Source organism: Novipirellula herctigrandis (genome assembly GCA_007859835.1).
GTDB classification, from domain to species: Bacteria; Planctomycetota; Planctomycetia; order Pirellulales; family Pirellulaceae; genus Novipirellula_A; species Novipirellula_A herctigrandis.
In genome coordinates this window covers 3,468,727-3,491,321 of the sequence record SJPJ01000001.1, presented here as the reverse complement: position 1 = coordinate 3,491,321, position 22,595 = coordinate 3,468,727, and the positions used below count along the sequence as shown (strand labels likewise).

Sequence of the window (22,595 nt, the reverse complement as noted above, 5' to 3'; positions counted from 1 at the left end):
AAACCCGTTAACCCGAGCCAGACATGAACCGTCCGGTTCGGTGGGGCCAAAGCAAACGGCGTGGTAACAAGCAGCCACCTTGTGAACAGAGAACGCTCACGACGCGGGGCAAGCTCGGGTGATGGCGGCTTGTAGGTCGGGGATGCTTACTGGCTTTTGTAGGTAGTCAACGATGAAGGTGTTCGTGTCGCCGTTTGGTTTTTCGTGCGACGAGAGAATGATGATCGGTACCGACAGTGTTTTGATGATTTCGTCAGCCGCTTCAATTCCAGACATCTTCGGCATCATGACGTCCGTGATGACGAGGTCTGGTTTTACTGATTGACAAAGTTCGACCAGCTCGCGCCCGTTCTCTGCTTCGCCGACTAGTTCGTAGCCGAGTCTTGGGAGGAGTCGTCGGAAATACTGACGAATGTCCTCTTCGTCATCGGCGATGGCAATTTTTATGGAGCGTATCACTGAAGTGTCCGTGGCAATGTGATGAGGAACTCGGCCCCGCCGTCCTTGGCGTCTCCGACCGCGATGGTTCCCTGATGTGCTTCGACTATACGTTTAGCAATTGCCATGCCTAAGCCTGTGCCTTTCGACTTTGTCGTGAAGAATGCGTCGAAAATTCGTGATCTCTGCTCTTCAGTTAATCCTGGTCCGTTATCGCGGACCGATACGCACACCGCTGGTGCGCCATTAATTTCGGATTCGGTGCATGACACCGTGATCTGAACTCGGACACTGCATGCCGCCAGAGCGTTCTCCATCAGATTACGAAACACCTGTTCGATTCGGAACGCGTCGATGTTGCACGTTAGTTCGAGACCGCCGGTTTCTTCCGTTAGTTCTGCGTCCCGCTCCTTTCGTGAAACATCCAGAAGGCCCCAGGCTTGACGCCAAACTTCAGCGAGATTTTTCTCGCCCAGGTCAAGTTGGATGGGAGCCGAGTAACTTCGCAGGTCTTCATTCAGATGCAACAGGTCTTCTTTGGCACGATTGATTCGGTGGAGGTCGTTGTGCGCATCAGAGTTTGCATCAAGTTCGAGTCCGAGCATGTCCGTGCCGACTTGGATTCGCTGGAGCGCGTTGCGGCTTTCGTGCGCGATGGCGGAAATCATTTGTCCGACTGCCGCGAGGCGTTCGGCTTGCACGAGTTGCTCGCGAGATTCGTGAAGTTCGGTGATGTCAGAGATATATCCCTCCAACGCAACGACTCTCCCGTCATCGCCCAAGACACTCTCGCCCTGCTCCCACAACCAGCGAACCTCACCGTTGCGGTGAAGGATTCGATAGACCAATTGAAACGGCCGCTTGTCCGAAACCGCTTGCCGAACTTCGGTTGCGACGTTCTCTCGATCTTCAGCAAGGATGACGGATGCCCAACTGGGGAACGCGGGATCATCAACTAACGTAGGGGACATGAATTCTTCGGGAGTGTATCCCGTCAGTTCCTGACAGCGACCGCTGATGTATTCCATCGTCCAGTCGTTGTCACACTTACATCGAAACGCCGCTCCGGGAAGATTGTTGAACAACGTCGACAGCTGACGCTGGCTTTCTTTGATGATTGCTTCACTTCGCTTGCGATCAGAGACATCACGGATGATCGCCAAATAGCCGATCGGGTTTCCATGGGAATTACGAATGATTGTCCCGACGACTTCTCCAGCAAACACCTCGCCGTTCTTACGTCGCCAATTGATCTCAAAGATGTTGTTTTGAGGACTTGTCTTTGGATTGAATCGCCGCTCACCTTGCCTTAGGAAATCATTATTATCGGCGTACAAGATCGCTGCTGATTGACCTTCCATTTCAGAACGTTCGTACCCAAAAGTGCGGCACGCACCCTCATTGCAAAACGTTAGTTTGCGATCAAGACCGGCTAGCAACATGGCATCGGGAACGCCGTGAACGATGGCTTCCAACACTGATCGTTCACGATCCAATTCCGCACTCGCTTGCACTCGTGATGTAGTGTCGTTTTGAACTTCAACAAAGTGCGACAAGTTTCCTTCAGAGTCCAGCACTGGCGAGATCGTCGACGACACGTGAATCTGCCGCCCATCCTTGGTCAGGCGAGTCGTCTCAAAGTGTTCCACACGTTCGCCCTGCCGCAAACGCCGAGTATTTTCATCGAGTTCATCGATTCGATCTTCGGGAACGAGCATCTTGATTGACTGACCCACGGCTTCTGTCACTGAATATCCATAGACACGCTCCGCCCCCCGATTCCATTTTTCAATCACACCATCCATGTTCTTCAAAATGATGACGTCATCCGTTGAATCGACGATCGCCGCCATTTGACGCAGCTTGTTGTCCGCTCTGACGTGTTCAATCGCAATTGCCGCGAGCTTTGCAAAGCTCGCGATGAACTGTAAGTCGCCGTCGTCGGGCGTCCGAGGTTCAGCGTAGTACATTGCGAACGTGCCGATAACTCGTCCGCACGGAGAAAGGATGGGTTCGGACCAGCATGCTCGCAATTTCGCCCGCGCCGCCAGATCACGATAGTCTTCCCACAAAGAACTGCTTTGAATGTCCTCCACGATCACACGTTTTCCAGTGAATGCAGCCGTACCGCATGATCCGACGCTGGGACCAGCAGTAACACCGTCGATCGCGTCCAGGTAGAAGGCGGGCAGTTGCCGTGATGCTCCATGCCGCAAGCATCCCTCCTGCTGATCTAACACAAGAATCGAGCCAATCATTTCCGGACGCGCCTCCTCGGCCACTTCGATGATGTTGCCAAGTATTTCAGCCAGTGGCTTCCCTTTTGCCAAATTCAGTAACACCCGGTTACGGCCACGCAACTCTTTCTCGAACGACTCATGCTGAGCATCAATGTCGGTGCAGACGCCCTGCCAGTGCTTCACTGTTCCGTCTGCATTGTGCGTCGGAATGGCTTTGGTGAGCTGCCATCGGTACGAGCCGTCCGCCATCCGATACCGCAATTCGATCTCGTGGCTGTGAGGGGCTTGAGTTGCGTGTTGCCAAGTTGCCAAAGTGCGTTCTCGATCGTCCGGATGGATGGCTCGCGCCCATCCGTCTCCCAGCGAGTCTTCCATTGACAGCCCAGTCATCTCACACCACTTCTGGTTGAAGAAGATTGCCGATCCGTCCGCAGCGCAGGCCCAAACCATCGACGGCATCGCATCAGCAAACTGTTGAAACGCTTCGTCGAGAGTTGCTTTTGCAGTCATTTCGTCAGCATCATCGCTGGAGTTGAAAGATGGATCGGAGATTTCGACGGGCATGTGCTTGGTGTTATATGAAGTGGCATTCGCTTTGCTTCTTCTAATCGTGCAACCGCCGTGCCCGTGAGAATTTTGTCGTACTTACTGGCCAAAAGCAACCATTTGCCGCGCGTCAGTGTACGATGAGTGCCCAGATTCGCATAATAAGTGCGCACATATGGGCAAGTCGTGAGCACCAAACCTTGGAAGCGATGTAGACATGACCGAGCCAATCGAAATTCTTATCGTCGATGACGACGTCGACTTTAGCGAAGGCTGTGTTCGCTGGTTTGAGAAGAAAGGGCACCGGGTTTCGCAGACGACCAGCGGCCAAGACGGAATCGGCCAATGTTCAATGCATGACTTCGACGTCGTCATCCTCGACTGGAACATGCCGGGGCTATGCGGAATCGAGCTGGTCCAGCGGATGCGTGAATCGAATCCCGACACCGAAGTCATCGTGCTGACCGGTGAAGGCACGATCAACAACGCGGTGGAGTCAATGCGTTTGGGCGTGTTCGATTTTCAAACCAAGCCCTTTCCGATGGGTGACTTGGAACGCCGTTGCATTGCGGCGGTCGAACGTCGGCGACTGAAGAAGGAAAACACACAACTGCGCGAAGTCATCAGTCGGACGAAGAAACGCACGATACAAATGATCGGTACGTCGGAGCCAATGAATCGGCTCGGGAGATTGATCGACCGAGTCGCCCTAACAGACAAAGCCGTCTTGATCCAAGGTGAGAGCGGAACAGGAAAAGAACTCGTCGCACAAGCGATCCACGCCGGCAGCCTGCGAGCGGATCGGCCTCTGGTCACGATCAACTGCGCCGCTCTACCGGAAAACCTTGTCGAGAGTGAGCTTTTCGGTCACGAAAAAGGCTCGTTCACGGGCGCGACGGCAATGAAGCCCGGACTGTTTGAAGTGGCGGATCACAGCACGCTTTTCATCGATGAAATCGGAGAGTTGCCGCTCATGCTGCAACCGAAGCTACTGCGAGTGTTAGAAGACGGGTCAATGCGCCGCATCGGATCGCACAAAGAACGGCGCGTCGACGTTCGTATCGTTGCCGCCACCAACCGCGACATGCAAACGGAAGTCACAGAAGGTCGTTTTCGCGAAGACCTGTACTATCGCATCAACGTGATGGCATTGGACCTGCCACCGTTGCGAGAACGAGCGGACGACATCGAATTGCTGGTCGACCACTTCCTGGACAAAGACTGCGAACTTGACGATGACTCTCGACGCGCCCTCATCAACTACTCTTGGCCGGGCAACGTTCGTCAGCTCATCAACACGCTCCAGCGCGCGAGTGTATTGGCGGATGACGGCCACATCACGCTTGAAGATCTTCCCGCTGACCTGCGGTGCCAATCATCGGGCAGCGAGAATCAGGTGGGCGAGAACGAGGGAACGCTACAGGGTTCTGCGATTCCGGCAGTCGGCTCACTCATCGCCCTCGAACGAGAACACATCGCGGAAGTGCTGCACCGAGAAAACGGTAACAAGTCCAAAGCCGCTCGGGCACTTGGGGTCGAGCGTCGGAAGCTCTACCGCTTGATGGAAAAACACGGGATTGCGTAGTGCATTGTCCCGTTTGGAATTTGAGTTTGGACGGCAACAATCTGAAGGGACGCGCACCTGATTTGGAATCCCGATCGTCACCGACTTAGTGGCATTTTCCGTGTCGACAAACCGCAGATGAGGCGGCGCGTGTTCTGGCGACTGCCAAGGCTGCGTCTGAACGAGGAACACGGTCGGCGAATGACCGCGTGTTCAATGCCCACCCGGGACCGCGACAGGCTCATCGTTCCGAGAGAAGACCCCGAGAAATACACCGAGCTTGATGTCGAGATCGAGAAGGACGCAATCTATTGCAAACACGACTTGGCGTTCTTGTTCTGAGTCACTCCGCTATCGCCGCGATCGTAGCAAACACCGCAACCCCAGCACCTACAATGCACAGCAGAACGAACGCTGCGATCGCTCCACGCGACATCGGCATTGGGCTCTCATCCGCCGCTGTCGGTTTGGCTGGTCAGGCACTGCGCACCGCCAAGCCGATGAGCAGAACCGACACAAACGCCCGAGTATTTCGATCGTCAACAATAGCGGCGGCATTGCATCGGGAGACTTCGGAAAAAGGGAAAATAAGTCCAGTACGTAGACGCCGAAATCGTATCCGCCGATTGCAGCGCACGCCCACAACACGCATGAGGTGTTGCGTCAAAGTAAGAATGCCGCCACAACACTGGCAATTCCGAGCGACGTCAAGAAGACGTTGAACGATGCCAGAACGGCCGGCTTGAAATGGGAAAAATCACCGAACTGGATCGGTCCTCCCGGCACGAGACTGGCCAGCAAGGCGAACGAGAGCAAAAGTGAAGTCGTCAAAAAGATTCCGTGTTTTTGTTTAGCGTCATTCATATTCGGTTCCCTTGGCGAGTCCGTCTGTCGCGAAACTCGCAGAGGGTTTCGGGAATCATGGAGCGTCTGTGACAATATTCGGTACAGGGAGGGCAATCGGGTTTCCGGGGACTTGTTCCCCTATTTCGCTTGTCGGCGAAGTTGAAGACGGAGTGTTCCAAAGTGTTCGGGCTCCGTCGAAAATGAACTGAACGGCGACGGCGGCGAGGATCAGTCCCATAAGCCTTGTTCCTATGTTGATCCCGGTCCGACCGAGTCGTTGCCCAATTCTTTCAGCCAAACGAAGTGCTGACCAGACGCACAGTGCTAGTACTAGGCAGACGCCGATCATAGAAAGATGATCGAACCAGCCATCGTTTCGATGTGCGAAAATGATTGCCGTGCTGATAGCACCGGGACCGGCAAGCAAAGGAATTCCCATCGGTACGACTCCGATGGAGTCCTTGTCAGCTGCTTCCTCTGCTTCCTCAGGAGTATGCTGCATGGAACTTTGGCGAGCCTGAAGCATCGAGATAGCAAGCAGCAGGATGAGGATTCCTCCACCTACCTGAAACGCGGGGATGCTGATCCCAAAGAATCTTAGGATGAGTTCGCCGAACACGATGTTCGCAGACAAGACGACAGCGACCGTGATCGAAGCAAGCCGTGCTGCTCGTCGCCGCTCTCGTGTCGAATGGTCTTTCGTTAGAGACAGGAACAGCGGAATCGCACCAAGCGGGTTTGTAATCACAAAGATCGCGGCGACAAACTTGATTAGCTCATTTTCCATATTGACCGATCTTCGTTGAGACACGTCTCCTCCCTAGGGGAAGCTCGCGCCATGACGCTATCCAAGTTGACGGCGAAAGTAGCCCATACTGAGGCCGTAGATCGCCACTGCGAACAATGCAATTGCGAGAATCGAATCCCACAGAATGTCGATTCCCGCGCCCTTGAGCATGATGCCGAGACTGGCGTCGATGTAATGGTGCAACGGCGCGATCGCACTGACAGCTCGAAGAACCGATGGCATGTTTTCCGGTGGCGTCCAAACCCCTGACAGAAAAACCATCGGAATAAATATCAATGCAGTGAGCATTCCGACCTGTGCCAGGTTTCTGGCAATCGTCGCCAATAACATCCCGATACCAGCAGTCGTGAATACGTATAGCGCTGTCACCGCCATGAACAAGGTCAAGCTGCCGCGAAACGGCACCCCGAAAAACGGCTGCAGAATCAAATGAATCGTTATCAGCGTGCCAACCAAGATCACGGTTGTCATCGCAAGCACTTTTGGGAACATCATCTGGAATGTCGTTAGCGGCGAAACCATTAACTGCTCGACCGTGCCGCGTTCTTTTTCGCGGGCCATTGCTGATGCCGGTAGTAGAATGGCAAACATCGTGATGACATTCAGCATTTCGACGACCGACATGAACCAAGCGTCGTTCTGATTGGCGTTGTACCAGACCCGGTGTTCTTCGTTGATGATTGGAGTCGCGAGTTCATTCAAGCTCATCCCTTCGCGTTTCATCGCCGCTTCGAGTCCATATTGGCCAACGATTTGACTGCCGTAACTGGTCGCCAGGAAGCCAAGCACGGGATTCGATGTGTCGATCTGCATCTGCACGCTTGTCGTATCGCCGTTAAGCAGGGATTCCTGAAACTGGGGGGGAATATCGAGTACGACCATTGCTTCGCCACGATCCAGCAGGTCAATGCTCTCTCCGTGATTGAGAACTTCACCATCAATCCTGAAATGTGGCGGGCGAAAGCGGTGAATGAGCTCTCGTGATGCGAAACTGTGGTCGGAATCATGAACCCTCAATGCCGCGTTGTGCAACTGCATGCTCACGCCCGAGCCCGCCAGAAACACTTCCAAGGTAAATGCATAAACCATGAACACGATCAAAATGCGATCGCGATAGAGTTGCAAGTATTCCTTGATCGTCATCACTCGCATTCGGTTCCACCAAACGACCATTGCACGAATACAGCTGTTGGACGGCATATCGCTCATGTGCTGGGCCTCTTGTGGAACATTCGATACCCAAGCGTTAAGAGAACGGTCGCATAGATCGCGAGAACAAGCACATCAGGCCAAAGTTCTCGCAATCCGACACCTTTCATGAACGCTCCAACGATGATGTTCGTGTAATACATCGCTGGAAGCGCGTGGGCCGTGACCTGTGCCGTTTCACTAAGCGATGAAATCGGCACGATCACGCCCGAATACAGCATCGAAGGAATGACGGTGACAATGAACGTCACGACCATTGCGGCCACTTGTGTTCTGACCATGACAGAGACAACCAGCCCTAGACCAGTCGTGCAAATGATGTACAGCAGCGTCGCAGGTATGAAAAACAGCAGGCTGCCTTTGAACGGTGCCCCAAACAACTGTGTCGCGATTAGCCAAAGTATGACAGCGTTCGCCGACGAAATCCCGACGTAGGGGATCAACTTCCCGACCAGGAACTCGAACCGGCTGACGGTCGACGAATAGATGTTGTAGATCGAGCCTCGCTCTTTCTCGCGAACAATCCCAAGTGCCGTGTAGAACGGCGGCGTCATCATCAGGATGACCATGATTAACCGCGGCGCGAGCGCCCAGTCGCTTCTCATGCTTTGGTTGTAGAGGTACCTTGCCTCGAACTTGACCGGACGGAGTGATCTCGCAGCTTGTCCAAGCGGGATGCCTCGCTTTTTTGAAATGAACATCGCCAGCATCTCGCTGGTAAAAGCGGTGTTCATCGCCAGGACGTAGCCCTTCGTCGTCTGCGCACGGGACGGAAGCGTACCGTCGATCAGCGTCTGCACGACGATCGGGCGGCCAGCCATGAGTTCCTTTTGGAAGTTTTCCGGAATGATGATCGCAGCGCGGACTTTGTTGTCAGCCAACAGCAGTGGCAGTGCATGGCGGTCCAGTGCGTAGCCTTTGAAATCGAAGTAGCGAGAGTCAATAAACCGGTGCGCGTACTCGCGACTGAGATTGGTGCCGTCGCGATCGACAATCGCTAGTGGGATGTCTTCCACGTCCAGTGACAACCCGTATCCAACGACCAGCATCAACGAGGTTGGCACCAGAAACGTCAACGCTAGGAACAAGCGGTCACGCACGATTTCTCGCCACTCTTTTGATGCCGTGGCTGCTACACGGTGGACGTTCATTGTTTGCCCTCGTCTGCTTTTTCAAGAGCCAATACGCGGTTGACGAACACGTCTTCCATCGTCAAAGGCTGTTCGCTCACGGAGAGAACTCCAACGTCTTTCTTGCCGAGAGCCGCTCGGACTTGTTGTTCCGCTTTGCTCGGATCGGGGGCGAGCAAGTGGATGCGTTTGCCAAAGAGGGAAACGCCGTCGAATCCACCCGATTGCAAGACGTCCAATGCGGCAAGCGGTTTATCGGTTGTCACTTCAAGCAGTTGTCCAGATTCTTCACGAAGGCTTGTTTTGAGCTCGCTCGGCGATGCGTCGGCAAAAACACGGCCGGCGTACATCATCGCGATGTGATCGCAGTGTTCGGATTCGCTCATGTAGTGAGTGGTGACCATAACCGCGACGCCTGAGTTGCGAGATAGATCGAAAATGATGTCCCACAATCGTCGTCGTCCGATCGGGTCGACCCCTGATGTTGGTTCATCCAAAAACAGCACCTGCGGGCTGTGAACAAGAGCACATCCGATCGCCAACCGTTGTCGCAGCCCCATCGGCAAACTTCCCGACAGATCACTTCCTCTACCGGCAAGACCAGCCATGTCAATGATCCAGTCGGTCCGGTCACGCGTCATCCGCCGCGATAGCCCATAGATGCCTGCGTACAGACGAATGTTTTCAACCACCGTAAGGTCTTGATACAATGAAAACGCTTGAGACATGTAACCAATTCGTTCTTTGATCGCTTGGCCAGCGCGACGCATATCGGCACCCGCGACGCGGCCAGTTCCAGCAGTAGGTGGCAACAGTCCTGTCAGCATTTTGATGACCGTGGTTTTGCCCGCCCCGTTTGCACCAAGAAGTCCGAATATCTCGCCCGGCTTCACCTCAAAGCTGACACCGTCGACAGCCTTGAAGCTTCCGAATGCACGCACCAAGTTGTTAGCCTCGATAGCGAGACCATCGCCATCGCTGACTGAGTCCGCATTGCCGACTAAAGAGGCAGAATGATCGTCGTCGGTCAGGCCACGCCGTCGCAGCAGCGCGATGAAGACATCTTCCAAATCAGGTTCCGCAACGTGAATTTCCTGCGGTCGAAACTCCTCCATACTTGATGTGACGGCCGTTGTTGCTTGTTCATCGTCGGCGTCATCGACGAAGACCCGTAGCCAGGGTCCAACGGCCTCGGATTGCGGAAACGTTTCTTTTACCAATGCGAACGCTTTCGCCTGCGGTTCTGCTTTCGCTTGCACGATTCGGCCTGGCACGAGCGCTGCGATTTCGTCGGGTTCACCGCGAGCAAGCACCTTTCCGTCAAACAGCAACGCCGCGTGATGAAATCGCGTCGCTTCGTCCATGTAAGCGGTTGAGACTAGCGCTGTGATTTGTTCTTCTCGCAGCAGTTGCGCAAGAATGCTCCAAAAGTCTCGTCGCGAAACCGGGTCTACACCAGTTGTCGGCTCATCGAGAATGACGAGTTGTGGATGGTGGACGAGACAGCAGACCAAGCCTAGTTTTTGCTTCATGCCTCCTGACAGATTCTTCATCGGCCGGTCACGAAACTTGTCCAGTCGAGTCATTCCGAGCAAACGGTCTTTTCGCTCCTGAAGTACTCCCTTGGGGATGAGTCGAATTTGGCCGAAGAAATCGACGTTTTCTTCAATCGATAAATCGGCGTATAGATTTAGGCCGAGTCCCTGCGGCATCAGTCCGATACGATCTTTGATCGCCTCGGACGATTGCTCGGAATCGACACGAACGCCAAACACATCCAGCGTGCCACTGTCATACGTCAGTACGCCCGCGACCGCTTTCATCAGGCTGCTTTTACCGGCACCGTCAGGTCCTATTAGTCCATAAATTTCGCCACGCTGGATTTCCAGGTCGATGCCATCCACCGCGACAGTGCGACCGTATGTCTTCCGAAACTTGGATACTTGGGCGACCGGTTTTGAATCTGCTGATTCCAGTGTCGCATTCGTAAACTCTTGAGATTCAACTGTGGTAACCCCCAAACCCTGGCTGGCATTTACCATTGCGGCTTCATCCACGGTGTTTCCTCCTTCCAACGCATCACTGCATCAGCCGGTAAACCGGGCGTCAGTTGATGGTCTGGATTCTCATCCAGGTACAACTTGACTGCGTAGACGAGCTTCACCCGTTCATCCGTCGTTTGCACTTCCTTTGGCGTGAACTCCGCACGCGAGGAAACATAGCGAACTGTTGCCGGAAACGGCTTTTCTGGATACGCATCCGTGTGAACGCGGGCGGGCAGGTCAAGCCGAACGTGGCCGATTTCGATTTCTGGCACGTAGACCTTCAAGTACAACCGATCAAGATTCACCAAGTCGAACAGCGGCGACCCCGCAGCAACGATTTCCCCTGCGTCAACGACTCGCGTCGTGATCACGCCATCCGCGGGAGCCTTGATGGTCAAGTCGTCAAGGACGCTTTGGGCTTCATCACGCACCGCTTCGGCACCAGCGACTTGCGCGGCCAACGCTTCCAACGCCTGTGTTTTCGCAAAAATGCGGCGACTACCTAGATTGGCTTCCGCGAGTTGTTTTTCCGCTCGCGTGAGCGCTGTCTCGGCTACGCGAACATCGTTCTTTGCGACCGTCCAAGCGAGCTGAGCTTCCTCGCCCTTGCGTTTGTCGATCGTTCCGTGCGATGCGAGGTTTGCAAAACGGGACGCGTCACGGGCAGACTGTTGCTCGGCCGCTCGCGCTTTCGCGACCACCGCCTTCGCGTGCTCCAAAGACGCCTGTGCTGTGTCGATCATCAGTGGCACTTCCTGCTCGAGCAACTCAAGGCCCGATTGGCCAGCACGGTGCTGAGCGCGAGCCGCTTCGATTGCCTGCTCAGCCTGTCGCAGCTTTGCCTTGACTTGCTCACTTTCCAATCGCGCCAGGACTTGTCCCGCTTTGACGCTTTCGCCTTCACGAACCAGCATCTCATTGATCTTGCCGGCAAACTTGCTGGCGACCGTGACGTGATCGCCTTCGATCCGCCCATTGGCTTGTACCAGCCCTTCAGGCAGCGGTTCGACTCGCCCCCAACGATCCCAGGCGTAGTAACCGCCAGCCGTGCAGCCCGCCAGGAGCAGGAGTATGACAACACGTTTGAAGAAATTCGCCATTTCGACGTTTCCTGATTTCGGAATCCGTCGCCGGCCTTTTTACGAAGTCACACGTTTGACTTCCCGCAATCTTTTCGAGGTACGACGAACATTTGACGTCGTGACGCACAAGGTGTGCCGCTGGAAGAACGCGCTGAAGAAAGGCGAGTTCACGGTTGTTATCGCTCTTTACCGGCCGGTCGGCTTGGTGAGACTGCCCACATGCGAGCACTGCGCGTATTCGCGCAACCGAAACAGGGTGCGATCAACGGGAAACCTCAAGGACTCCGATAGGGTCAAAGACTCCCGGTCGCTCGATCGAGCATCACCCGTGCCAGAGCTGCGTCATAGTTGGCCGCGTAATAGTTGTTGCGACTTTGAACTAGCAGCGTCTGAGCGTCGAGGACTTCGGTGTTCGTGCCCACTTCTTTTCGATATCGGTCCAAAGCAACTTTCAGGTTCTCCTCCGCCTGCTCGACCGATTTCTCGGTGACGTTGATTCGATCCGTCGCGTTCTGCAAGTTGAGCCATGCTTGACGAACCTGTAGAGCAATCCGGCTTTCCAGGTCGCGTTTCAATCGAGCAAGTGCGGACGCCTGCTGTCTGAGCGAGGCTGCTTTGTTACGAGCAACGCCACCGTCGAAAATGGTCCATTCAGCCAACAAAGACGCTGACCAAAATCCTTGATGAGTTAGGTTTTCGTTCTCAAGAAAACTAAATCCGCCAGCAGCACCAACTTGGGGACCGAGGGCCGCGAGTTCCCGTTTCGCTTGATGACGAAGCGCATTGGATTTGTGGGCCACTGCCTGCAGTTCCGATCGCTGTGCAGAAGCAATCGCGACCAGTTCATCGGGACCGGCCTCGATCGGGAGCCCTGGGCTCACGAATTCCGAACTCGCCGGTTGCGAATTCATCAGCTCAGTAAGCGATACCGGTGCATCCAACGGTCGTCCGACGAACCGATTATAGGCGGCACTCGCGAGATCAAGCCCGTTGGTCGCTCGCAGATACTTATCGCGAGCATCTGACAGGAGTGTCTTGACGGCAAGCACGTCGCTGTTGGCGACCACACCCTCGTCGAACAAGTCCTGGACATCAACAAGATGCTCTTCAAGCGTATTGACGCTGATCCGAACAACCTCAACCAGTTTTTCTGCCTTCAACACATTCACGTACGCCTGAGCAACTTCCATTTTGAGGTCATGCATTTCGGAGCGTTGATCGAATCGCGACGCATGCACATTGGCACAAGTCGAATTGATCGTGCTGCTGATGCGACCACTCGTGTACAGGGGAATCGACGCGAGCGTCGCGGACGAGAAGAAATCCTTTTCGCCAATTGGCAGTGAACTGAATCCAAGTGATGAGAGTCCGGGTATGTTGACACCAATCCCAGGCGTTCTATCAAGGGCCGTGTAAGAGTTGAATGTCCGGAGCGACGGGTTTCTCGCCGACTTCGCCGCTTCATGAGCGTAGACAGCCGCGCCGGTCACGTTCGCTTTGGACTGCAGCTTTTGATCGACGGTGACCGCCATCGCCCAAGCTTCTTGAAGCGACTCGCCGCCCGATGAAGCAAATTCGATTGTATCGATCAATACCGGCATCAGTTCTTGTTCACCGGCTGAGTCAGCGTCATTCAACTCCAGATCGTAGTCCAATTCAGAGTCTGACTCCTTCTCCTTTTCGTCATCAACGGTTTTCACATCCGAAGATACCTCTTCTAATTCATTTTCCGCGAAATCGTCGTCCTCGTCAGCAAAGGCCACTAGGCTCACTGGCAAAGGAAGCTCAGAGTAGTAACCATCATCGCTTTGTTGCTGTATCGTTGCGGACGGACTGTTAACCGTAGACGTGTTCGCCATACGATGCGCATCGCTACCTGCGCATCCGATAGAACTCACGAGCAGTACTGCGAGGGCAATTTGATTGCGTGGATGCATGCTTGAGGCCTTTGACGACGCCGGTTTGATGGTTCAAAGTCGCTCGTCCCAAAAAACGGCAGGACCGGATTTCGACAACAGTTCGCGATAATCATTGTCATCGGCACGCCCGCTAGGAAGGTTTCAGCCAGGCGATGCATCACGGAGCAACCCGCATCACCGCTACGACGCGAATCGTCATCACCGCGAGAACCCGCAAGGTCGACGTTTCCGGTTCACCAGGATCGTGATGCGACCTATCGAGTCGATCGCATCGCAAATGATGCCGGCACTTCGCTTCAGTGCCACCGATTCATCATCCGCAAGATCACGCCGTCACCGCCCAGCAAGTGCGACATGGAAATCGTGACGTCCGCCACCCCGTCCATGTTTTGGATTCGAGAGCAAATCGTCAGAATGGCACGTTGGTCATGGGGGAATACAACGACAATACGGGCCATTGCACTGCCAATTTCATAGTACGTCGCCCCTGTTGAGTCAAAAAACTCAACCGATCATTTGACACGGCGAAAATCGAACAATCAAGCATTTGTGAGCCATGTTTCTCAGCCAACCTAGCTTTCAGCTTGGCGTCGGCAATCTTTGTGCAACTGTTCTCATCGGCCCACACGGCTCTATGCTAACACACCAATGGTCGTCTCGGATTTTCCAGACTACCGAGACGCAGACGAAGTTCATGCTGCAACCGTGGCAGCTGATGCGGATCATTCTTGCTTGATGGGCGAACGAGCAACAGCGGAAGATCATTGAGTACCTATGCGCGGGGAACGCAGTCCTCAAAGAGAAACTCGAAAAGAATCGAATCGTTCTGACCGATGACCAGCATCGTCGCTTGGCGGTCAAGGGCTAAGTTCTCGGCAGAAAGGCACTGAGCGAGATTGGCACCCTCTTCACGCTGGATACAATCCTCCGTTGGCATCGACAACTCGTTGCCAATAAATGGGACTACTCCGATCGCAGAGAGAAGAAGGCTGGTCGACCACGCATCCGTCAGGTGATCGTTGATCTCGTTGTTCGGTTTGCCGAAGAGAATCCGATGTGGGGTTAATGTGGGATTCAGGGTGAACTCTCCAAGCTCAGGTACAAAATTGCGGACACCACTGTAGGCAGCATCTTGAAGGCTCATGTCATCGCGCCCGCTCCTACACGAAAAACTACCGGATCGTAGAAGACATTCCTGAAAGCCCATTGAAACGTGACAGCGACGATTGATTTCACAACCGTGGAAGCCTGGACCAAGCACAGATTGACAACTTACTCTCTTCTGTTTGTCATGGAGTTGAGAACCCGTCGTGTTCATTTCGCAGGCTGCACGACGAATCCAAACGAAGCTTGGATGCCACAGATGGCCCGTGGATTGACGAACTGTGAAGATGGATTTCTCAGTGGCAAGAAATACTTGATCCTGGACCGAGACACGAAATTCTCCAACTGCTTTCGATTATTCCTGAAGAACGAAGACATCTGTTGCGCGGTGCGGCCGTTTTGAACCGGTTTTTAAAGGCACCGATGAATGTGGGCTCGATCTCGATCAAGAATTCGACCTTCTATGGCAAACCAACCTCCGATTTCACAGACCGAAATGCTCGTTCGACTTTTTGACCACACGAGAACCCGCGTGACCGATGGCAAAGTCCGCGAGCAAGAAAGATGTCGCAAGTAGAAGACTTTTTGCGTGATTCATAGGTAGTTTTAATGCGAGTGTTTTGGCAATGCTCCATTTTTAAAGTCGGTGGCTCGCGGCTTTCGATTCAAAATAACGGTTCAACCATTTCGCCGTTCATCTGTTCCCATAGCTTTACCAACTCTACGAGACGCTCAGGGTGTGATTTGGCGAGGTTGATCTCTTCGGATATATCCTTCGAGAGGTCATAGAGTTCCCACTTCGCTTTGCCTGGTTCGAACCTCTTTCCCATGCGAACGAGCTTCCAATCGCCGTGGCGTATTGCTGTCTTGCCGCCCTGGCGCCAAAAGAGGGTTTTGTGCGGAGTGCTGGAGTTCTTTCCGGTGACGAACGGAATCAAATCGACACCCTCGATCTGCTTCGGTGCGGTGACACCTTCACTGCTGGCCGCCGCGGTGGCGTAAATGTCGAATGAGCTGACAGGTTTTTCATAGATCTGGCCGGAAGGAATCGTTCCTTTCCATTGCATCATGAAAGGCACGCGCAGGCCGCCTTCATACATTTGGCCCTTGGATCCTCGCAGCGGCAGATTGCTTGAGGTGAGTTCGCGAGTCGGACCGCCGTTATCGCTGAGGAAGAATACGATCGTGTTCTCTTCCAGACCTGACTTTCGTAACTGCGTCATTACCGCGCCGACACTGTCGTCCATATTCGCCAGCATGGCTGCAAAGATGCGCCGATGGATGTCTTCGATGTGCGAGAACTTTTCCATGTAGGCATCGGCACCCTGCAGTGGACTGTGGACCGCGTTATAGGCGAGGTAAAGAAAGAACGGCTTGTCGTCGTGACGATCGATGAAGTCGACGGCTTCACGCGTGAGCGCATCGGTCAGGTATTCGGTTTCGACAACGGGCTGTCCGCCGCGAGTGATTGGATTGTCGGCATCGTAGTCCGGTTCGTTACCGCCCATATGATCGGTATAGATCAATTCCTTGTTCCCGAGCCAGCGGCCCGAGAGTCCGCCTGGCAGAGTCTTGCGGCGCAGCATTGTCGTGACACCGTCATAGGGAGGCGGCACGAAGTAATGGCCTTCGTGCATGAACCCAAAGAACTCGTCGAATCCGTGGCGAAAGGGATGGAAGTCCGCGGTTCCACCCTGATGCCATTTACCGATCAGCCCGGTCGTGTATCCGGCGTTTTGTAGGGTTTCGGCAATCGTGACTTCGGCGGCTGGCAGTCCGATTCCCGGATGCTCATTGACCGCTCCGATTGGGTTGAATTCGTACCCGAAACGAGTCGGCGTTCGTCCGGTCAGCAGTCCCGCCCGTGAGGGACTGCAGTTTGGGCCAGCAACATAGCCGTCGGTGAAGCGGACGCCATTCGCCGCGATCGAATCGATATGCGGCGTAGGAATCTCCGGATTCCCCTGGCAACTGAGCTCCCCATAACCGAGGTCATCCGCAAACAGGATGATGACGTTGGGTTGCTGGCCAGCAGAGGCAAGAACAGCCGTGACCGCGGTCAGCAGTAACGCAATCATTGGTCTCGTTTCAACAAGTTTCATTGTGGTCTCCTAACTTCAGATCGCGAGCCATCGGCGATTCTGCCGATCTTCTTTCGATTTATATTAGATCCCAAAGCTCATTGACTGCGCGTTTTGTCAATGAGGAAATCGACCATTTCCTGACAATGGAAGTAGCCGGGCCAAAAGCTGTGACCCTGACTATCGACCTCGATCACTTCGATCGGACAAACCAAGCGATGGATCTTCTGATTTGTAGAACCCATCGTAGGTTGCGTAGCGGCGAACCAAAAAAGAAATCAGGACGGGGTCGTTTCTCAACTGACCCCCGCCCCCTTTTGCCCTTCCGCGAGGTTTATGCGGATTGCCAAGTCAATCACGAAATGATAGACTTGGCTATCCACAGCAGGGTTTGGGAGGGCCATGGAATGCGATATCAACGAACGACAGAGATTTCCGATCGTCTCGCTTCCATTTTAGATTTGATCCGTAAGGAAGACCTCTCAACACGCGTCCTCGCCGAGCGACTGGGCGTTTCTGAGCCGACGATCAATCGCGATATCGAGTTTCTGCGTTCTAACGGCTACGAAATCAAAGCCGTTCGAGTCGATCAACGCTGGGCATATCGCGTCATCGAATCGATGCTTGTTCGCGAGACGGACGCGGGAGAGGGACCCAACTCATGAGTTCGTCTAACACGTCAACGTGGATCGATCAATTCGGTCTCCAACATCGCGACGCACCTGAGTTCTTCGTGGATGAATCGTCACTCGCTGGTGACGTTCCGCAGGCTCATCTGTTGCACCGTGGATTTGATGATCTAGATCTGGATGGGATTCTCTGCACAGGTAATTCTCCATTGGTCTATTTCCGCTGTTTGAACATCAGCGATGCGGAAACGGAGGCCAAGCTGTACCGCGACTTTTGGCATCACGGCGGTGCGCCTGTGTTGGTCGTTATCACCAATGACTCCGTGCATGTTTATTCTGGGCTAACACGACCGGACACCAGCGAGAATCGTGCGGGTTTGGTGGAGACGCTTGACCGGGTCTCCGATGATTTGCCTGCACTGCTACTGTCGATCGAATCGGGGCACTACTTTCACCAAAATCGAAAGTCATTCAATCCCGATCAACGCGTTGACCGCGCCCTTCTATCGAACCTCAACGATACCCGTCAGCAGCTCAACGACTTGAGCCAGCGCGACATTCCCGATCAAGTGCTCGACAGCCTGCTCTGTCGGCTCGTCTTCACGGCCTATCTCTTCGATAGAGGCGTGATCGGCGGCGACTACTTAGCGTCGATTGACGTGCCAGATTGCGAGCATCTGCGCGATGTTCTTGGCATTCATCCAACCGGGCAAGCCAAGGCGGCTCTGTACAAGTTATTCGAGCGACTGGCGGTTGACTTCAACGGCGACTTGTTCGCCGACAACCTGACCGTTGAGTCACGGTACATCGTCAATAAGCACATCGAAGTCCTATCTGCTTTTTTTCATGGAACGTCCGTCAAAACGGGACAGCAATCGTTTTGGCCTTACGACTTCGGTCGCATCCCAATTGAAACCGTCAGTGCAATCTACGAACGTTTCCTAACAGAAAGCGACAAGCAGAAAGGAGCGTTCTACACGCCGCGATTCCTTGCCGAAGTCGTGTTGGATGTCGCTCTAGAAAAAATGCCAAACTTGATCGGCAAAACATTCTTCGACCCTGCCTGCGGTTCGGGAATTTTTTTGGTGGGCCTGTTCAATCGGTTGGCCCAGCAATGGCGTGAGGTGAACCCTCGAGCGCGGAACAACACGATCGCTCGCGAGCTGATGTCGCTGATCCAGGAAAGCCTTTTCGGCGTCGATGTCAATCCAACGGCCTGCCGAATCGCGGCATTCAGTTTGTATCTCGCCTATTTGGATCAACTCTCCCCACGTGACATTCAGCAGTTGCAGGAAAAGGGCAGAGCGTTACCCAAACTGGTCACCGATTCCGACACGCAGCGAAACATCACCTGCATCGACTTTTTCAAGGAATCGTCGTCGATCCCAACCAATGCGTCATTGGTAATCGGCAATCCGCCTTGGGGAGATATCGCCGGCCCTGAAACATTGGCCGGACAGTGGTGCAGCAGAAATGATGTTCGCCTTCCCAACAACCAAATCGCTTCGGCGTTTATCCGTAAAGCGGCAAGGCATACGGAAAACGGCGGCGTCGTTTGCGTCGTTCTTCCGGCAGGTGTGTTGTTTAACAACAGCGGGAAAGCGATCCAGTTCCAACGCGATTGGATCGAAAGTCATTCGCTTCAGTGCGTTCTGAATTTAGCTGATTACCAACGTTTCCTTTTTGAGGCTGCTGGCTTTCCGGCGATCGTGGTCCGATACAACCCTGCAGAGCCGAATTTGAAGGCCCATCGGATTAACTATTGGTCTCCGAAGTCGGATTGGTCCGTCACAAAAGCGGAAGTGATTCGCATTGCTGAACAAGATTGCATAACCCTGCATCAAAGCCAAGTCGTGGAGGATCTTGCAAGTCTTGATGCACCACAAGTTTGGAAGCGGCACTTCTGGGCGACTCCACGGGATCGCCGACTGCTGGATCGACTTTCTGACCTGCCAAGGCTACGTGACAACGTACGACAAGTGCGCGAAAAATCGGACAAACGATGGATTATCGGCGAAGGGTTTCAGCCATTGGGCCCTGGCGACGATCCGGCGGAATCGAAGCAAGTTGAATTGGACTCAACGGTCTTTGTTGAGGCAACCAACGATCAATTTAACTTATTTATGACAGTTGCGGACTGTGACAATCTCGGCAGTAAATCTGTAACGGTACGCCAGCGATCGGGCGTTAGCACACAGGTATTTAATGCTCCTCACACGCTATTTACTGCTGGATTTTCAAAAGTAGTTTTTCTTGATTTCTCGGCATCTTTTCGACACTCTGTTAAGGGAATCCAAGGACCTAAACAGGACGCCGATTTGCTCAAGTTCTTGACGGTGTATTTGAAGTCCAAGCTTGCACGATATTTCCTTTTCCACGGATCGGCGAGTTGGGGTGTCAGTCGCGCAAGAATTTATGACGAAGAACTCCTCAAACTTCCGTTTCCATTTCCTGAGACGCACTTCGGCCCGCAAAGTGCGAACTCTATCATCGAATCAGTATGCGACGTTTTCGCACAATTCCAGGCTAAATTGCTATCGTTTCCTGGATCGAAAAAACAGTTGGTGAAAGAGGCGATGGTTCGATTCGACGAACTTGTCTTCGATTACTTCGATATCGCTGATACGGAACGCGATCTCATCAATGAAACGATCAGCATCTCTATCCCCAGCACTCGACCGACACGCTCGCGTCTAAACGTTCCGACCGTCAAGACTTCATCACCGCAACAGCGTGAAGCTTACCTCGCTCGCGTCTGCGACTTATTGAATGACTGGTCGGCCCGTGGCGATAGCGGTGTGCGTGGGCAGGTTCTTATTTCAGCGGATTCCGGCATAGGGCTGGCAGTTCTGGAGAAAGTTGATCGTTCACAGATTACGACACCTATGCCGAGTGAAAGCACCAGCATCGTCGAAACGCTTGATCGTCTCCGTCAAATCGCAACGAAGCAACACGGCGCAATCGAACTAGTCCGTGGTATCAAAGTATTCGATGGGAACAAGCTCTATATAGTAAAACCGCTTGAACAGCGGAACTGGACACTGACCTCGGCAATGAACGACGCGGACGAAATTGCGGGCTCTTTGTTGATGCAATCGGCGGAACAGCCTGCATGACAATCCTGGGCAACACACAGCAGTGGAATGATCTACTCGACTCACTCGTCCCCGACATCGTCGAACTGATACTGTCCGCTTGGGAAGCGATGCCCAGTATCGCGCCGGACACTCGTGAAGACCCGGTATCCGATGAATTGTGTCGACGACTGCGGGCTGCAAAAGAACTTGCAAGTCTTCCGCTCCAGGTTAGGCCCCAGATCGTCGAACTCGATTCCGCCGACGACAATTCTGACCAAGGACGGATCGACATCGTTTTCATTCCTCTGGTTCCAGATGAATCCATCTATTTCGCGTTGGAGTGCAAACGCATCAATGCTCGGCAAGCTGATGGCTCCACACGTCGCTACTTTTCGGAGTATGTCAAAGAAGGAATGATGCGATTTGTGACTGGTCAGTATTCCCACTCCGTAGAACACGGCGGGATGTTGGCATTCGTCCTGGACGGTGATGTCGAAGGAGCAATCAAGGGAATCCTCAAAAACATCGAGGCTAAACGAACGATGCTTCGACTCATCGAGAAGGAAATCCAACCGTCTCGTTTTGAGCCGAAGCATGCCAATATGCGAGAGACTCGGCACACGAGAGAAGTTGCCGCCGGAGAAGTCTTGATCCAACACTTCTTCATGCCAACGAAGCAGAACCTGCTACCAGCGATCGCCTGAGCCGAGACGGGTGATTCTGAATTGACCTCCGGTCACGTGAGAGACTTCGCCGGGCTAGGAGAGACTTCGCCGGGGTCAGGTTAGGTCTTCGGTTTTCAATTCCAAATTGCATTCGATATCGTCGATCGCTTTGCGGCACTGTTTGGAACTCTCTAGTGGTCTCGTGTTATCCCAATATTTCTTTGACGATGCGTGCCTCTTCAACGCCCGTGCCGGATTTGATCCAAAACAGCGACGGTTTGAATCAAATGTCAAAAAATAGAGAGACCTGAGCATGTACGCGTCACAGATCATTGTTTTGGACGTGGTCGCGGTTTACGGCCGGGCACTTTCTCTGCATCCGCTGGGATCGGCGCGTCGTCCAGCGACAACATTCCGCCCGCAGGCAGGTGCTTTACTTCGACATCCTTCATCTGAACCCGCATCGCGGGTCCACGGTGTACCTGAATGGCGACGACGCCCTTCATCAAGCGGCCGTGTCCGTGATGATCGATGATCTCCGCGCAAACCTTTCCGTTCAGTTTGTGAACCAGTTTGTTGCCCTTCGCAATGATCTCAAACGTATTCCAGTCATCTAGCTTGATCTGTTGCACTCCGCCGGTCGTTCCCGTGATCCACTTATCGCCCGCGCCATCGACGATGACTTTCTGGCCGTGCTTTGCCACAATCCCGCGTCCACGCTCGTGGTATAGCATTCCGTTGTTTTCTGGCTTGGGATGAATGTCGCACTGATATCCGCCGACGACGAACTCGCCCTCGTCCTTCAGGTGCGTCGAACGATACTGAATCCCCGAGTTACTGTTGCCGATCAATCGAACCTTCGCGCGAAGATGAAAATTCTCGACCTCGCCATCCCAGATCAGGAATTTGTTGTACTTCAGCGGTTCTTCGTCGGTCGTCACTCCCGTGATCGCATCATCTTGCACCGACCAAAGTTTCGGATCACCCGACCAACCCTGCAAAGACTTGCCGTCAAAGATAGTCTCAAAGCCTGGCTCGGCGGCAATTAAGTCGCTGCACAACGATCCGCTCAACGAACCGATGAATAAACTAGTAATCAGAATCAAATGGGTATGATGGACCATTGGTTATCTCTGGTTAAAAAGCAGTTTGAGCAGGTGCAACGTGGTCTCGCTATCCTCAAATCGTATCGGGGCGGCGATTCTGCCGTTG

Annotated in this window: 16 protein-coding genes and 1 pseudogene; 4 read left to right on the top strand and 13 right to left on the bottom strand. The window is 53.6% G+C overall.

Features of this window, described 5'->3' with window-relative positions; genetic code table 11:
• Positions 1-96 precede the first annotated feature (96 nt).
• Positions 97-459: a response regulator gene (locus tag CA13_RS12875; RefSeq protein ID WP_146397241.1), complete on the bottom strand. Its 363-nt coding sequence runs from the start codon at positions 457-459 to the stop codon at positions 97-99.
• A complete protein-coding gene (locus CA13_RS12870; RefSeq protein ID WP_146397239.1) occupies positions 456-3,242 on the bottom strand; it encodes a PAS domain S-box protein in 2,787 nt (928 codons plus the stop codon). The genes CA13_RS12875 and CA13_RS12870 overlap by 4 nt, the downstream gene beginning before the upstream one ends.
• Positions 3,243-3,441: 199 nt before the next feature.
• Between CA13_RS12870 and CA13_RS12865 the strand changes: the two genes are divergently transcribed.
• Entirely contained in the window at positions 3,442-4,809 is a 1,368-nt protein-coding gene (locus CA13_RS12865; RefSeq protein ID WP_146397237.1) for a sigma-54-dependent transcriptional regulator, read from the top strand.
• Positions 4,810-5,178: 369 nt separating this feature from the next.
• Here CA13_RS12865 and CA13_RS36120 read toward each other — a convergent pair.
• From CA13_RS36120 to CA13_RS12810, 10 genes and pseudogenes are all read right to left on the bottom strand, one after another.
• Positions 5,179-5,652 (bottom strand): annotated as a pseudogene (locus CA13_RS36120) (DUF8051 family protein).
• Positions 5,653-5,707: 55 nt separating this feature from the next.
• Complete coding sequence (locus CA13_RS12850; RefSeq protein WP_419194267.1) at positions 5,708-6,445, bottom strand: MarC family protein; 738 nt, start codon at positions 6,443-6,445, stop codon at positions 5,708-5,710.
• Positions 6,446-6,478: 33 nt separating this feature from the next.
• Positions 6,479-7,651, bottom strand: coding sequence for an ABC transporter permease (locus tag CA13_RS12845; protein WP_146397231.1), 1,173 nt, complete (start codon positions 7,649-7,651; stop codon positions 6,479-6,481).
• Positions 7,648-8,802: an ABC transporter permease gene (locus tag CA13_RS12840; RefSeq protein ID WP_146397230.1), complete on the bottom strand. Its 1,155-nt coding sequence runs from the start codon at positions 8,800-8,802 to the stop codon at positions 7,648-7,650. Before CA13_RS12840 ends, CA13_RS12845 begins: the two co-directional genes overlap by 4 nt.
• A complete protein-coding gene (locus CA13_RS12835) occupies positions 8,799-10,838 on the bottom strand; it encodes an ATP-binding cassette domain-containing protein (protein ID WP_419194266.1) in 2,040 nt (679 codons plus the stop codon). Before CA13_RS12835 ends, CA13_RS12840 begins: the two co-directional genes overlap by 4 nt.
• The gene (locus CA13_RS12830; RefSeq protein WP_146397228.1) at positions 10,817-11,926 is read right to left on the bottom strand and encodes an HlyD family secretion protein; all 1,110 of its coding nucleotides are present in this window, start codon (positions 11,924-11,926) and stop codon (positions 10,817-10,819) included. Before CA13_RS12830 ends, CA13_RS12835 begins: the two co-directional genes overlap by 22 nt.
• A 275-nt stretch (positions 11,927-12,201) precedes the next feature.
• Positions 12,202-13,845 (bottom strand): TolC family protein, encoded by a 1,644-nt coding sequence (locus CA13_RS12825; protein WP_146397226.1) that lies wholly within the window; start codon positions 13,843-13,845, stop codon positions 12,202-12,204.
• Positions 13,846-14,123: 278 nt separating this feature from the next.
• Positions 14,124-14,285, bottom strand: a complete 162-nt coding sequence (locus CA13_RS35055) for a hypothetical protein (RefSeq protein WP_419194265.1) — start codon at positions 14,283-14,285, stop codon at positions 14,124-14,126.
• 314 nt (positions 14,286-14,599) lie between these two features.
• Positions 14,600-14,971 carry a hypothetical protein gene (locus tag CA13_RS12815; RefSeq protein ID WP_146397224.1) on the bottom strand — a complete coding sequence of 124 codons (372 nt, stop codon included), beginning with the start codon at positions 14,969-14,971 and terminating at the stop codon, positions 14,600-14,602.
• Positions 14,972-15,596: 625 nt separating this feature from the next.
• Positions 15,597-17,033 carry a sulfatase gene (locus CA13_RS12810; RefSeq protein WP_146397222.1) on the bottom strand — a complete coding sequence of 479 codons (1,437 nt, stop codon included), beginning with the start codon at positions 17,031-17,033 and terminating at the stop codon, positions 15,597-15,599.
• Positions 17,034-17,419: 386 nt separating this feature from the next.
• Here CA13_RS12810 and CA13_RS12805 point away from each other — a divergent pair, with 386 nt between their 5' ends.
• Genes CA13_RS12805 through CA13_RS12795 form a run of 3 tightly spaced genes read left to right on the top strand, consistent with a single transcriptional unit; the run spans position 17,420 to position 21,422 of the window.
• On the top strand, positions 17,420-17,677 hold the full coding sequence (locus tag CA13_RS12805; RefSeq protein WP_146397220.1) for an HTH domain-containing protein: 258 nt from the start codon (positions 17,420-17,422) through the stop codon (positions 17,675-17,677).
• Positions 17,674-20,757: an HsdM family class I SAM-dependent methyltransferase gene (locus CA13_RS12800; protein ID WP_146397217.1), complete on the top strand. Its 3,084-nt coding sequence runs from the start codon at positions 17,674-17,676 to the stop codon at positions 20,755-20,757. The genes CA13_RS12805 and CA13_RS12800 overlap by 4 nt, the downstream gene beginning before the upstream one ends.
• A complete protein-coding gene (locus tag CA13_RS12795) occupies positions 20,754-21,422 on the top strand; it encodes a hypothetical protein (RefSeq protein WP_146397215.1) in 669 nt (222 codons plus the stop codon). The genes CA13_RS12800 and CA13_RS12795 overlap by 4 nt, the downstream gene beginning before the upstream one ends.
• Before the next feature lie 290 nt (positions 21,423-21,712).
• Here the strand turns inward: CA13_RS12795 and CA13_RS12790 are convergent, their stop codons facing one another.
• Positions 21,713-22,507 carry a 3-keto-disaccharide hydrolase gene (locus CA13_RS12790; RefSeq protein ID WP_146397213.1) on the bottom strand — a complete coding sequence of 265 codons (795 nt, stop codon included), beginning with the start codon at positions 22,505-22,507 and terminating at the stop codon, positions 21,713-21,715.
• Between the last annotated feature and the right edge of the window lie 88 nt (positions 22,508-22,595).

Coding starts and splice junctions, on each gene's coding strand:
- CA13_RS12810 (WP_146397222.1), bottom strand. CDS start 17,033: ATGAAACTTGTTGAAACGAGACCAATGATTGCGTTACTGCTGACCGCG.
- CA13_RS12840 (WP_146397230.1), bottom strand. CDS start 8,802: ATGAACGTCCACCGTGTAGCAGCCACGGCATCAAAAGAGTGGCGAGAA.
- CA13_RS12800 (WP_146397217.1), top strand. CDS start 17,674: ATGAGTTCGTCTAACACGTCAACGTGGATCGATCAATTCGGTCTCCAA.
- CA13_RS12845 (WP_146397231.1), bottom strand. CDS start 7,651: ATGAGCGATATGCCGTCCAACAGCTGTATTCGTGCAATGGTCGTTTGG.
- CA13_RS12815 (WP_146397224.1), bottom strand. CDS start 14,971: ATGAGCCTTCAAGATGCTGCCTACAGTGGTGTCCGCAATTTTGTACCT.
- CA13_RS35055 (WP_419194265.1), bottom strand. CDS start 14,285: ATGGCCCGTATTGTCGTTGTATTCCCCCATGACCAACGTGCCATTCTG.
- CA13_RS12865 (WP_146397237.1), top strand. CDS start 3,442: ATGACCGAGCCAATCGAAATTCTTATCGTCGATGACGACGTCGACTTT.
- CA13_RS12795 (WP_146397215.1), top strand. CDS start 20,754: ATGACAATCCTGGGCAACACACAGCAGTGGAATGATCTACTCGACTCA.
- CA13_RS12805 (WP_146397220.1), top strand. CDS start 17,420: ATGCGATATCAACGAACGACAGAGATTTCCGATCGTCTCGCTTCCATT.
- CA13_RS12870 (WP_146397239.1), bottom strand. CDS start 3,242: ATGCCCGTCGAAATCTCCGATCCATCTTTCAACTCCAGCGATGATGCT.
- CA13_RS12825 (WP_146397226.1), bottom strand. CDS start 13,845: ATGCATCCACGCAATCAAATTGCCCTCGCAGTACTGCTCGTGAGTTCT.
- CA13_RS12830 (WP_146397228.1), bottom strand. CDS start 11,926: ATGGCGAATTTCTTCAAACGTGTTGTCATACTCCTGCTCCTGGCGGGC.
- CA13_RS12790 (WP_146397213.1), bottom strand. CDS start 22,507: ATGGTCCATCATACCCATTTGATTCTGATTACTAGTTTATTCATCGGT.